We start from the raw sequence: 11,885 nt of genomic DNA on the forward strand, positions 1-11,885 counted from the left end.
TCACCACTGCGGTTTGGCGCCGCCGAGCTGTGCGGTGAGCGCGTCGGCTGTGGCCACCAATCCCTTTGCATACTTGGCGATTTCGGAGTCGGTGAGCGCTCGGCCGATCTGAAGCGACACCACCATCGCCTGCCGGTGGTGGTGGTCGTACACCGGTGCGGAGATCACGCTGACGTCGTGGCGCTGGCGGGCGCCCTCGGCTTCGCTGCGCAGGTACACCCGCTCGCCGATATCGGAGATCAGCTCGCCGAGCAGGGCGCGCAGCTCGTCGGGCAACGTGCTCGACATCCCGGCCATCATCGCGTAGAGCCGCCGTCCGCCGGGGGTGAGGCGCTCGACGAGATAGCCCGCCGTCCGGCATTCGGCGATCACGCGGTCGAGTCGTTGTGTCTCGGTACGCAGCGGGATGGTCGGGTCCCGGTCCAGCCAGCTGCGCAGCGCGTCGTCATCCCACAGCACGAACATCAGGCCCACGGGCGGGGCGAACGGGTAGCTCTGCCCGACCCGCACCCCGACATCGGAGCCGGGTGGCCCGACCAGTTCGAGCAGCGTGATCCGGTCGTCGACGACGGCGGCCAGGGCGGCCGTGGTCTCGAAGCTCTTCGAGAGCCGAGCCAGTTCGGTGCGGGCCGCCGGGTTGACCCGCAGTGACTCCTGCGCGAGGTGGCCCAGCGTGATCAAGCTGGGGCCCAGCCGATAGGTCTTGTCGGCGGCGTCGCGCACCAGGTAGCCCGACTCGGTCAGGGTCGTGACGATGCCCAGGCACGTCGGCTTGGCCAGCTGCAGCTGACGAGACAGCTCGGAGAGGCCGAACCGGTCCTGCGGGTGTTTGGCCAGAAAGTCCAGAATCGCCACCACGCGCTGTGTGGGCGGGGATGATCGACCGGGAGTGCCAGCGTCTGGCATTGCAAAATCCTACCTCTGCGTTCCAGATATGGACCGTTGATCTGGTTGACTGAGATTAGAACACGTTCTAGTCTCAGTCCCAGCAACGTACCAGTACGGTCCAATATTGAAACATGAGGCGGTCGATGTACACACAGCCATTGCTGGACGCCATAGCCGAATCCGAGCGCCTGGTCTCCGAAGCTCCGTTCATCGAATCCGAGGCCGACCTGCTGGAGGGGTTGCAATATCTGGCGGGCTGCGTCGCCGCCTGCACGCACGTCGCCTTCGACTACGACCGTGACCATCCCTTCCTGCATTCGGGGACCGGGCCGTTCACGAAGATGGGCCTGGACAACCCCGACACGATGTACTTCGGCACCCGGGTGGTGGCCGGCAAGGAATACGTTGTCACCGGCACGCGCGGAACCACCACCGACGTCAGCTTCCAGCTGCTCGGCGGCGAATACACCGACGAAGTCGTCCCCGACAGTGAGACGGCGTTCGACGACCGTCGGCTCGACATCGCGGCCGACGGCACCTTCGAGTGGCGTTTCACCCCGGATACCAACGCGCAGTTGGTGATTCGCGAGGTCTACAACGACTGGGCGGCTCAGCGCGGCAAGTTCGCCATTGCCCGCACCGACACTGCGGGCACCGCACCTCCGCCGCTGACCAAGGAGGTCATCGAAAAGCGCTGGGCGACAGCGGGTAAGCAGCTGGTGCAGCGCGTCAAGACCTGGCTGCAGTTTCCGAAGTGGTTCTACGACAACCTGCCGGTCAACACGCTGACCGCGCCGCGGCTCACGCCGGGCGGTCTGGCCACCCAGTACTCGTCGGTGGGGCACTACGACATCACCTCCGATCAGGCGCTGATCCTCACCCTGCCGGTCAGTGACGCCCCGTACCTCGGGTTCCAGCTCGGCAGTCTCTGGTATATCTCGCTGGACTACATCAACCACCAGACCTCGCTCAACGGGACTCAGGCACAGGCGGATCCGGACGGCAAGATTCGCATCGTGGTCGCCGATCAGAACCCCGGGGTGACCAACTGGGTCGAGACGCTCGGGCACGCCAAGGGCTACCTGCAGTTCCGCTGGCAGCGGGTTTCCCGTGAGTTGACCGAGGCCGACGGCCCCACCCTGGAGCTGGTCGATCTCGATGCGGTGGCGGGCAAGTTGCCGTACTACGAGCACAACAAGATCTCCGATGACGACTGGCGCCAGCGGATCGCGCTGCGTCAGAGACTAATTGGCAACAGGATGGTGGGATAAACATATGGCCGGCTTGCTCGAGAACAAGGTCGTCGTCATCAGTGGCGTCGGCCCGGCGCTGGGGACCACGCTGGCGCGCCGATGTGCCGAGGAAGGCGCCGACCTGGCGTTAGCTGCGCGGACGGTCGGACGCCTGGACGACGTGGCCAAGCAGGTCACCGACCTTGGCCGCCGGGCGCTTTCGGTGGGTACCGACATCACCGACGAGAGTCAGGTCGACAATCTGGTCAAACAGACTCTTGACGAGTTCGGCAAGGTCGACGTGCTGATCAACAACGCCTTCAAGGTGCCGTCGATGAAGCCCTTCGGTAACACGTCGTTCGATCACATTCGCGAGACGCTGGAGCTCACGGTGCTCGGTGCGCTTCGACTGATCCAGGGCTTCACCCCTGCGCTCGTCGAGGCGAAAGGTTCCGTGGTCAACGTGAACTCGATGGTGTTGCGGCACTCCGATCCCAAGCAGGGCGCCTACAAGATGGCCAAGGCGGCGCTGCTGGCCATGTCGCAGTCGCTGGCCAGCGAGCTCGGGCCGCAGGGCATTCGGGTGAATTCGGTTCTGCCCGGCTACATCTGGGGCGGCACCCTGCAAGGCTACTTCGAGCACCAGGCCGGCAAATACGGAACGACCGTCGAGGAGATCTACAACGCGGCCGCGGTCAACAGCGACTTGAAGCGGCTGCCCACCGAGGACGAGGTGGCCTCGGCCATCCTGTTCATGGCCAGCGACCTGTCCAACGGGATCACCGGCCAGACGCTGGATGTCAACTGCGGGGAGTACCACAACTGATGGTGGGAGATTACCTCAGCGTCGAGAGCCTGAAGGCCTCCGCAGTCAAAGCCTCCGGCTTGGATGACTTCGGCGTCGACGACGACAACTACCAAGAAGCGCTGCGCGTGTTGCTCGAATCGTTTCGCAACGAGGCGGACCTCACCGAGGTCGGCAGCAAGATGCACCGATTCTTCGTGCGAAATGCCTTGGTGGCCAGGCTGGTTTCCGAGGCAGCGTTCAAGCAGTATCCAGAGCATGTCGACGTCCCGATCGAACGACCGATCTTCGTCACCGGCCTGCCCCGCACCGGCACCACCGCGATTCACCGGCTGTTGACCGCCGACCCCCGGCATCAGGGGTTGGAATTGTGGTTGGCCGAATTCCCGCAGCCCCGGCCGCCGCGGGAATCATGGAAGGACAACCCCGTCTTCCAGCAGATCGATGCGCAGTTCGCCAAGGCCCATGAGGAGAACCCGGATTACACCGGGCTGCACTACATGACCGCGGACGAGGTGGAGGAGTGCTGGCAGCTGCTCCGCCAGTCGGTGCACTCGGTGTCCTACGAGACGCTCGCGCACGTGCCGACCTATGCGCAGTGGCTCTCTCGGCAGGACTGGACGAAGTCGTATGCGCGGCATCGCAAGAATCTGCAGCTGATCGGACTCAATGACCCCGAAAAGCGTTGGGTGCTGAAGAATCCCAGCCACTTGTTCGCGCTCGACGCGGTGTTCGCCGTCTACCCGGACGCGCTGATCGTGCAGTGCCACCGTCCGGCCGAGACGATCATGGCGTCGATGTGCTCACTGGCTCAGCACACCACGGAGGGCTGGTCGAATACGTTCACCGGGGAGGTCATCGGCGCCGACTCGCTGGAGACCTGGTCGCGAGGGCTCGAACTGTTCAACGCCGAACGCGCCAAGCAGAATCCGGCGCAGTTCTTCGACCTCGATTACTTCGAGCTCATCCGAGAGCCGATCCACACCGTGGAGAAGATCTACTCGCACTTCGGCATCGAGATGACCGACGCGGCACGGGCGGCGATCCAGCGCACCGACGAGGAGAGCAAGCAAGGCCCGCGGGCCCCCAAGCACACCTATTCGCTGGCCGACTACGGACTGACCGAGGAACAGGTCAAGGAGCGCTTCAAGGGCCTGTAGCCCGCGGAGAGAAACTCAGCCGTCACCGGGGGCGGGGGCGCTGGAGTACTCCTCCAGGCAGCCCTCCGCCACGGCGTGCTTGATGCTGTCGGACAGTTTCGGGCAGGAGCGGGTACGCGCACTGGATCCACCCGCCTCCCGGATCTCGGCGAAGTAGGCGCAGCGCTGCTGGGCCTCACCACTCCACTGCACCGCGGTATGCGCGGCGCCCAGCTTCTTGACCTTCACCGCGACATGGCAATACCGGCAGTCGACGTCGGCCAGGCCAGCGGACAGGTAGCGCTCCCGGTCGAGCCGGGTGGCCTCGTGCATGGCGGCTGCCCGCTGTGGGTCGGAAGCGAAATCGGGTGCCTTGGACCATGATCCGGGCGCGCCGTCGTCGTGCTCGTGCGGCTCGTCGTGCTCGTGCACGCCGAGGAGCTGGAGCATGGATCGCGCCAGATCGTCGACGTCAGGCGGTTCCTCGGGGCTCATATTCACACCTGGGTCGGCTGACCTTCAGAATCAGCTTGTCTCTTGAGGTTCTCTTGAACCTCCACCTGCCATTTCTCATTGGCCGGCGTGGTGTCGATCTCGAGCTCGAAGCGGTCGGTCATGTCCGCGCTGACGTCGGCGACGTCGACGTAGAACTGCTGATACCACCTACGCATCTGGTACACCGCGCCGTCTTCCTCGACCAGCAGCGGGTTGTCGATGCGGGTCTTGTGCTTCCAGATCTCGACATCCTGCAGGAAGCCCTTGCTGACGCCGACGACCATGGCGTCGGAGAGCTTCTCGCTCATGGAGTCGTCCATGCCCTTGGGCTTTTCGACGATCACGCCCCACTGGAGCATGAACGAGTCCTGCGTGACGGGGTAGTGGCAGTTGATCAGGATCGACTCGGCCTTGAAGCCGCCGTAGTTGTTGTGCAGCCAGTTGATCATGAACGACGGGCCGAAGTACGACGCCTCCGAATCCAGGTGCGATTCGGTGTAGGCCGAGCCGCCCAGCGTGACGTCGGGCCGGCCGACGTTGTGCAGGTACTGCGAGGCGATGTGGCCTTCGAAGACGTTCTTGAAATACGTCGGCAGGCCGAAGTGGATGTAGAAGAAGTGCGCCATGTCGGTGACGTTGTCGACGATCTCGCGGCAGTTGGAGCCCTCGATCAGCATCGAGTTCCACTTCCACTCGGTCCACTCGCCGCTGGTGTACTCCGGGATCTCCGGAATCCGCACCTCGGGCTGCGGCGGGTTGCCCTCGTGATCGTGCCAGACGAACAGCAGGCCGCTGCGCACGTCGGTTTCCCAGGACCTGGTGCGGGCCAGCCGCGGGGTGCGCTTGGCGTAGGGCACGAGGCGGCAGCGGCCGTCGCCACCCCAGCGCCAGTCGTGGAACGGGCAGGCCAGTGCATCGTCCTTGACCGTGCCCTGGGACAGGTCTCCGCCCAGGTGACGGCAGTAGGCGTCCAAAACGTGGACATCACCGTGAGAATCGGCGAAGACCACCAGTTTCGTCCCGAACGCGTTGATCGGGTGCGGCTTTCCGTCGGTGTAGTCATTGACCGGGCCCAGGCAGTGCCAGCCCCGGGCGAACCGGTCCGGCAGGGTTCCGGTGTCGATCTCGCGAATACCGCTAGTCACCTCGCGCCCCTCCACTCGTAGTCGCTAACTAGAACACGTTACAGTTTTAATGTCTGATCGCGCAATGTCAGCAGCGCTACCTGCGAATTACCCACATGAAGTGCGGTATATGTGAACGATGCCGATGTATTCGTTCGAGGGCCGATCACCCCGGGTGGATCCCACCGCCTTCGTTGCACCCACCGCGGTGCTCATCGGCGACGTCACCGTCGAGGCCGGCGCCTCGGTGTGGTTCAACGCGGTGCTGCGCGGGGACTTCGCGCCGATCGTGATACGGGAAGGCGCCAATGTGCAGGACGGCTCGGTGTTGCACGCCTCGCCAGGAATCCCCGTCGACATCGGTCCCGGAGCCACGATCGCACACATGTGCACGATCCACGGCGTTCACGTCGGCGCGCAGGCACTGATCGCCAACCACTGCACGGTGCTCGACGGCGCGGTCATCGGCGCCCGCAGCATGATCGCCGCGCACTCGCTGGTGGTCGGCGGTACGCAGATCCCAGAAGAGGTTCTGGTCACCGGATCGCCGGCGAAGGTCAGAGGGCCGATCGCCGGAACCGGCGCCGAAGTGTGGGTGAACCTGAACCCCAAGGCGTATCAAGATCTCGCCCAGCGCTACCGGACGGGGTTCGAGGAAGTCTGACCCGTTTGGCCGACAGCGGCGCAGGGTATCTCCCCGCTACCTGAAAACACGGCGCGCGCGGAGGTATGACGTTGGCACTCGATATCTGTCCGGCGTGTGGCTATCCCACCATCGGCGCCACCGTGTGTGCTGCCTGCTCGCTGACCGCGGCGGCACCCACTGATTGGCCCGCGGTTTACGAAGACGCACCGGCGCCGGCAGCCTAGAGCTTGGTGGCGCTCGCCGCTGCCTTGTCGAGCTCCCAATAGGCCCGCAGCGCAACGATCTTGCCTTCGGTGTTGACCCGGTAGGTGAACACTCCCTCGGCGATCACGCGATAGCCGCCGGATTCGATCACGATGTGGCCAACGTTGGCTTCCTCGTCGCCGCACTGATAGGTCTTCTCGAAGTTGAAGACCAGCTTGCTCGGTGCGATCGCCATGTCGTAGAACTTCGCGATCGCCTGCTTGCCGCGGTGGCCCTTGCCTTCAGGATCGAAATGCGATGGGCCGATGGGGTCTTCGACGATCGCGTCGTCGGCGAACACCGCCAGCCAGGCGTCCTTGTCGCGAGCCATCGCGGCCTCGCGTGAGCGCCTACCCGCCTCGTGGGCCGGCGTGCTCATCACCCTCCAACCTCGCTCGCTGCGGTCCTCGCTCGTTCCTCGCTGCGATCCTCACTCACTCCCACCATCAGTCCTGCCAGCCCGAGTGGATGTAGGTCTCGGCGAACCGCTTCATCGAGTCGATCTTCTTGTCCACCGGAGCATCGAAGGGCAGCCCTTCGAACACCCATGGAATGCCGATGTAGTCGGTGACACCGGCCTTGACCAGTTCCCGGTGACCGTCGACGCCGAACTTGTCGATGCAGACCGCCTGGTACTCGAAGGGATCGTCGGCGCGACCGGCCTCGGCCAGCATTTTCTTGAGCGTGGAGATCGTCTCGGCCAACTCGTCGCAGGTCATCATCGCGCTGGTCCAGCCGTCGCCGATCCGGACCGCACGCTTGAGCGCGACATCGGTGTGGCCGCCGACGTAGAACGGCACCGGCACAGACGGTGCCGGGCTCATCTGCAGCCGGTCGAAATCGTAGAACTCGCCGTGGTGTTCGACCATGCCACCGGCGAGCACCAGCTTGATGATGTCGATCATCTCGTCGACGCGCTTGCCCCGCTTCGCATACGGCACCCCGCACCACTCGAATTCCTCAGGAGCCCAGCCGATCCCGACACCGAAGCCGAACCGATTGTTGGTCAGGTTCGCCACCGAACCGACCTGGCGGGCCAGCAGCAGCGGATTGCGCGAACCCAGCTTCATCACGTTGGTGTAGAAGCGCAGCTTCGAGGTCACCGCACCCAATGCACCGGCGAGGATCAACGGATCGACCCAGGGCGAATTCTCGTCGAACATCCGCTTGCCGTCGGCAGTGTAGGGATAGTCGACGGACTGCTCCTCGAAATAGAAGATCGAGTCCGGCAGCGCGATGTTGTCGAACCCGAGCTCCTCGGCAGCCTTGGCGATTTCGATCAGCTGGTCGAGCGGGCTGAACGCGATGCTGACGGTGTACTGCATCTTGGTCATTTGGCGGCTGGTTTGTCCGAGCTGACCACCCACATCGAGTAGTACTGGGCACCGCCGCCGTAGGCGTGGCCCAGCGCCTTGCGGGCGCCCTCGACCTGGTGGTCGCCGGCCTTGCCCATCACCTGGATCGCCGATTCTGCGAACCGGATCATGCCCGACGCGCCAATGGGATTGGAGCTCAGCACGCCGCCGGACGGGTTGAACGGGATCTTGCCGCCGATCGCGGTCTCGCCGGCCTCGGTGAGTTTCCAGCCGCCGCCTTCGGGCGCGAAGCCCAGGCTCTCCAGCCACATCGGCTCGTACCAGGAGAACGGCACGTACACCTCGGCCACGTCGATCTCGTCGATCGGGCTCGTGATTCCGGCGTCCTTCCATAGGGCGGCGGCGGCGTCCCGGCTTGCTTGCGGGTTCACCTGGTCACGCCCGGCGTAGGCCAACGGCTCGGTGCGCAGCGCGGTCGCGTGTATCCAGGCGACGGGATGGCCCGCGGCAACCCGGGCGTCTGCGGCTTGCTCGTCGCCGATCACCATGGCCGCCGCGCCGTCGGAGGACGGGCAGGTTTCGTCGTAGCGGATGGGATCCCACAGCATCGGGGACTCCATCACCTTCTCGACGGTGATGTCGGGCTGATGCAGATGGGCAAGGGGGTTCTTGGCGCCGTTGTGCCGGTCCTTCACCGCGACGATCGCACCGATGTTCAGCGGTGCGCCGGATCGGCGGATGTAGGCGCGTACGTGCGGTGCGAAGTAACCGCCCGCGCCCGCACCCACCGGCTTGGTGAAGGGTACCGGAATGCTCAACGCCCACATGGCATTCGACTCGGACTGCTTCTCCCAGGCCATGGTCAGTACGCGCTTGTACTTGCCCGACTGCACCAGGCTGGCGGCGACGATCGCGGTCGACCCGCCGACCGAGCCCGCGGTGTGCACACGGATCAGCGGCTTGCCCGTCGCACCGACGGCGTCGGCCATGAACAGTTCGGGCATCATCACGCCCTCGAAGAAGTCGGGCGCCTTGCCGACGACGACGGCGTCGATGTCGTCGAACGTCGAGCCCGAGTCCTCGAGCGCACGGTCGATGGCCTCGCGCACGAGGCCGTTCATCGAGACGTCCTTGCGCTTGGCGACGTACTTCGTCTGGCCGGTTCCCAGAACGGCTGCCAGTCTTTTAGCCATCAGTTCTTCCCCTCCAGCACGGCGACCAGATTCTGTTGCAGCGCAGGGCCGCTGGTGGCGTGCGCGAGCACGCGGCCGGCCGAACGAGAGAAGATGTGCTGGGCGGCGAAACCGATCCGTTCCAGGCCCGCCGAGAACATCGGGTTGGCCGCCAGTGCGCCCCCAGAGGGATTGATCTTCGTCGACGCGGGCAGGCCGATCGCCTCGGTCAGGATCAGCTGCTGGTGGCTGAACGGAGCGTAGAGCTCGGCGACCTCGATGGAGCTCGTGTCGCCACCCGTCGCCACCGTGGCCGACGCCGCGGTGGACGGCGACGTGGTCAGATCACGCGCGCCGAGCACCGGCGTCTCGATGCGGTGCTCGAAACCGGTGATCCAGGCCGGGTTCTCCCGCAGCTCGCGGGCCCTATCGCCGGCGGCCAGAACGATCGCCGACGCGCCGTCGGTGATCGGCGCAATGTCGTGGCGCCGCAGCGGATCTGCGAAATAGGGCCGCGACAACAGCTCGTCAACGGTGCCGGTGACCTCTTCTTTGTCGGTGCGACCGCCGGCGGCGAAGGAATCCAGCGCCACCTGTGCCATCTGCTCGGCGGTCCACTTGCCCGAGTCGAGACCGAGGCGGGCCTGCAGGCCGGCCATCGACACCGAGTCCGGCCACAGCGGCGCGACCGTGTACGGGTCGGTCTGCAGCGCGAGCACTCGGCGAAGCGTGCCCGCCGACGGCTTGCCGAAGCCATACACCAGGGCGGTGTCGACCTGGCCGGTCAGGACCTTGATGTAGGCCTCGTACAGAGCCCATGCCGCATCCATCTCGACGTGCGACTCGTTGATCGGCGGAACCGCACCGATCGAGTCGATGGCCGAGATGAATGAAAATGCGCGGCCGGCAAGGTAATCCGAGGATCCGGAGCACCAGAAGCCGATATCGGTCTGCTTCAGGCCGAGTTCGGTGTAGAGCTGATGGAAACACGGCATCAGCATCTCGACGCCGTTGGTGGTGCCGCTGGTGCGCCGGACATGCGGGGCATGCGCGAAGCCGACGACAGCTACATCGCGAAATGTCATGTGGCGAGTCCCTTTAGAGGTGGTGCTTGTAGGTGTCGTAATCGGCGTCGGGTTCGCCGGTCGGTTTGAAGTACTCGATGTTGTCGATGCCGAGACCCCATTCCTCACGCGGTTTCCACACCGCCTGCACCCGCATACCCATCCGGACATCGGCGATGTCGATTTCCTGGATCAGGTGCAGGAATGGGATGTCGGCGCCGTCGAGCAGCACGTAGGCCGCGACATACGGCGGCTTGATCCGCTGGCCCGCGAACGGGATGTTGATGATGGCGAACGTCGTCACGGTGCCCTTGTCCGGCAGCTCGACGAAGTTGTCGAGCTCGAGGCCGGTGGCCGGGTCGGCTTCCTTGGGCGGGAAATAGACCTTGCCGTCGGCTCCGGTGCGGGCACCGAGCAGCTTGCCGTCCTCGAGGCCGCGCAGGAACGCGCTCTCCGGAAGTGAAGCGGTGTGCTGGATTTCGATGCTGCTCGGCGACACGAGCATAGTCACCGGCTCGCGGTCGTCGGGTTCGTCGGGCACCGGCTCAGGCTCGTCACCGAGCTCGAAGTAGGCGATATCGGTGATCGCGCCGACCGGTTCATCGACCCAGTGCGCGTGAACCCGCGCTCCGGTACTGATCGCGTCGGAGGACTCCGCGGCAACCGCATGCAGCATGCCGGTGTCCGCGCCGTCGAGTTTGATCAGCGCCCACGCGAACGGCTTGTCGAGCGGCTGCCCCTCCAGCGGCTCGGACTGCCACGTCCACGACAGCACCGTCCCGACACTGGCGACCGGGACCACCTCCGTCAACGGCGCGTAGGTCACGGGGTCATACTCAGCGGGCGGAACGAGCACCCGGCCGTCCGAGCCGCGGACGCCGAGGATGCGTCGCCCGCGCAGGGCGGTGAAGAACTGGCCGAGGAGTGGTCCGACTGAACGGGTGTAGTCGAATGACAGCTTCAGCGGTGCCGAAAGGGGCTTCTGATGCGTGTCGATCTGCACCGGGCTGCTTTGGCTGGTGGTCACAGCATCGAGTAGAACAGGTTCTAAGAATCGTCGCAAGGACCGTGTCCCGGACAGAAAGTTGGCACCGATGAAGCTGGGTCTGCAACTCGGATACTGGAGCGCACAACCTCCGACCAACCATGCGGAGTTGGTGGCCACCGCTGAGGAAGCGGGGTATGACACGGTGTTCACCGCCGAGGCGTGGGGTTCGGATGCGTTCACCCCGCTGGCCTGGTGGGGCCGCGAAACCTCCCGGATGCGGCTGGGCACCTCGGTCGTGCAGCTCTCGGCCCGTACTCCCACCGCGTGCGCGATGGCCTCCCTGACGCTGGATCACCTCTCCGGCGGCCGGCACATCCTCGGTTTGGGCGTGTCCGGGCCGCAGGTGGTGGAGGGCTGGTACGGGGCTCGCTTCCCCAAGCCGCTGGCCCGCACCCGCGAATACATCGACATCATCCGGCAGGTCTGGGCCCGTGAGGCCCCGGTCACCAGTGCCGGCCCGCACTACCCGCTGCCGTTGAGCGGGGAGGGCACCACCGGCCTGGGCAAGCCGCTCAAGCCGATCGTGCACCCGCTGCGCGCCGACATCCCGATCATGCTCGGCGCCGAAGGCCCGAAGAACGTCGCGCTGGCCGCCGAGATCTGCGATGGCTGGCTGCCGATCTTCTACTCACCCCGGCTGGCCCCGATGTACAACGAATGGCTCGACGAAGGGTTCGCCCGCCCCGGTGCCCGCCGCTCCCGCGAGGACTTCG

At 65.2% G+C, this 11,885-nt stretch carries 13 protein-coding genes; 5 read left to right on the forward strand and 8 right to left on the reverse strand.

What is annotated here, in order from left to right:
- Complete coding sequence (locus tag HPC46_RS29330; protein WP_179475633.1) at positions 1-906, reverse strand: IclR family transcriptional regulator; 906 nt, start codon at positions 904-906, stop codon at positions 1-3.
- Positions 907-1,031: 125 nt separating this feature from the next.
- On the opposite strand from HPC46_RS29330, the gene HPC46_RS29335 reads away from it, so the two are divergent.
- The 3 genes from HPC46_RS29335 to HPC46_RS29345 are packed head-to-tail and all read left to right on the forward strand — an operon-like array spanning position 1,032 to position 4,085.
- Complete coding sequence (locus HPC46_RS29335; RefSeq protein ID WP_179475643.1) at positions 1,032-2,159, forward strand: hypothetical protein; 1,128 nt, start codon at positions 1,032-1,034, stop codon at positions 2,157-2,159.
- Positions 2,160-2,163: 4 nt separating this feature from the next.
- Complete coding sequence (locus HPC46_RS29340) at positions 2,164-2,946, forward strand: SDR family oxidoreductase (protein WP_179475634.1); 783 nt, start codon at positions 2,164-2,166, stop codon at positions 2,944-2,946.
- Positions 2,946-4,085: a sulfotransferase family protein gene (locus HPC46_RS29345; RefSeq protein ID WP_179475635.1), complete on the forward strand. Its 1,140-nt coding sequence runs from the start codon at positions 2,946-2,948 to the stop codon at positions 4,083-4,085. Before HPC46_RS29340 ends, HPC46_RS29345 begins: the two co-directional genes overlap by 1 nt.
- Before the next feature lie 15 nt (positions 4,086-4,100).
- Here the strand turns inward: HPC46_RS29345 and HPC46_RS29350 are convergent, their stop codons facing one another.
- Together HPC46_RS29350 and HPC46_RS29355 are read right to left on the reverse strand one after the other, a co-directional pair.
- Complete coding sequence (locus HPC46_RS29350; protein ID WP_005138998.1) at positions 4,101-4,559, reverse strand: hypothetical protein; 459 nt, start codon at positions 4,557-4,559, stop codon at positions 4,101-4,103.
- A gap of 2 nt (positions 4,560-4,561) precedes the next feature.
- Positions 4,562-5,704: a 3-ketosteroid-9-alpha-monooxygenase, oxygenase component gene (locus tag HPC46_RS29355; RefSeq protein ID WP_179475636.1), complete on the reverse strand. Its 1,143-nt coding sequence runs from the start codon at positions 5,702-5,704 to the stop codon at positions 4,562-4,564.
- Between the two features lie 118 nt (positions 5,705-5,822).
- Between HPC46_RS29355 and HPC46_RS29360 the strand changes: the two genes are divergently transcribed.
- Complete coding sequence (locus HPC46_RS29360) at positions 5,823-6,347, forward strand: gamma carbonic anhydrase family protein (RefSeq protein ID WP_179475637.1); 525 nt, start codon at positions 5,823-5,825, stop codon at positions 6,345-6,347.
- A 202-nt stretch (positions 6,348-6,549) separates the two neighbouring features.
- Here HPC46_RS29360 and HPC46_RS29365 read toward each other — a convergent pair whose 3' ends face one another.
- From HPC46_RS29365 to HPC46_RS29385, 5 genes are all read right to left on the reverse strand, one after another.
- Positions 6,550-6,954 carry a nuclear transport factor 2 family protein gene (locus tag HPC46_RS29365; protein ID WP_179475638.1) on the reverse strand — a complete coding sequence of 135 codons (405 nt, stop codon included), beginning with the start codon at positions 6,952-6,954 and terminating at the stop codon, positions 6,550-6,552.
- A gap of 64 nt (positions 6,955-7,018) precedes the next feature.
- On the reverse strand, positions 7,019-7,897 hold the full coding sequence (locus tag HPC46_RS29370; RefSeq protein WP_179475644.1) for a TIGR03619 family F420-dependent LLM class oxidoreductase: 879 nt from the start codon (positions 7,895-7,897) through the stop codon (positions 7,019-7,021).
- A 5-nt stretch (positions 7,898-7,902) separates the two neighbouring features.
- Positions 7,903-9,081, reverse strand: coding sequence for a thiolase family protein (locus HPC46_RS29375; protein ID WP_179475639.1), 1,179 nt, complete (start codon positions 9,079-9,081; stop codon positions 7,903-7,905).
- Entirely contained in the window at positions 9,081-10,145 is a 1,065-nt protein-coding gene (locus tag HPC46_RS29380) for a thiolase family protein (protein WP_179475640.1), read from the reverse strand. Before HPC46_RS29380 ends, HPC46_RS29375 begins: the two co-directional genes overlap by 1 nt.
- Before the next feature lie 13 nt (positions 10,146-10,158).
- Entirely contained in the window at positions 10,159-11,151 is a 993-nt protein-coding gene (locus HPC46_RS29385) for a Zn-ribbon domain-containing OB-fold protein (RefSeq protein WP_325096828.1), read from the reverse strand.
- A 67-nt stretch (positions 11,152-11,218) separates the two neighbouring features.
- On the opposite strand from HPC46_RS29385, the gene HPC46_RS29390 reads away from it, so the two are divergent.
- Positions 11,219-11,885, forward strand: a 667-nt coding sequence (locus tag HPC46_RS29390) for an LLM class F420-dependent oxidoreductase (protein ID WP_179475641.1), incomplete at its 3' end; no start/stop codon positions are given.

This window comes from Mycolicibacterium vinylchloridicum (assembly GCF_013404075.1).
Classification (GTDB): domain Bacteria; phylum Actinomycetota; class Actinomycetes; order Mycobacteriales; family Mycobacteriaceae; genus Mycobacterium; species Mycobacterium vinylchloridicum.

Excerpts from the sequence above, each read along its gene's own strand:
- HPC46_RS29330 (WP_179475633.1), bottom strand. The coding sequence starts at position 906 with ATGCCAGACGCTGGCACTCCCGGTCGATCATCCCCGCCCACACAGCGC.
- HPC46_RS29335 (WP_179475643.1), top strand. The coding sequence starts at position 1,032 with ATGTACACACAGCCATTGCTGGACGCCATAGCCGAATCCGAGCGCCTG.
- HPC46_RS29340 (WP_179475634.1), top strand. The coding sequence starts at position 2,164 with ATGGCCGGCTTGCTCGAGAACAAGGTCGTCGTCATCAGTGGCGTCGGC.
- HPC46_RS29345 (WP_179475635.1), top strand. The coding sequence starts at position 2,946 with ATGGTGGGAGATTACCTCAGCGTCGAGAGCCTGAAGGCCTCCGCAGTC.
- HPC46_RS29350 (WP_005138998.1), bottom strand. The coding sequence starts at position 4,559 with ATGAGCCCCGAGGAACCGCCTGACGTCGACGATCTGGCGCGATCCATG.
- HPC46_RS29360 (WP_179475637.1), top strand. The coding sequence starts at position 5,823 with ATGCCGATGTATTCGTTCGAGGGCCGATCACCCCGGGTGGATCCCACC.
- HPC46_RS29370 (WP_179475644.1), bottom strand. The coding sequence starts at position 7,897 with ATGCAGTACACCGTCAGCATCGCGTTCAGCCCGCTCGACCAGCTGATC.
- HPC46_RS29375 (WP_179475639.1), bottom strand. The coding sequence starts at position 9,081 with ATGGCTAAAAGACTGGCAGCCGTTCTGGGAACCGGCCAGACGAAGTAC.
- HPC46_RS29380 (WP_179475640.1), bottom strand. The coding sequence starts at position 10,145 with ATGACATTTCGCGATGTAGCTGTCGTCGGCTTCGCGCATGCCCCGCAT.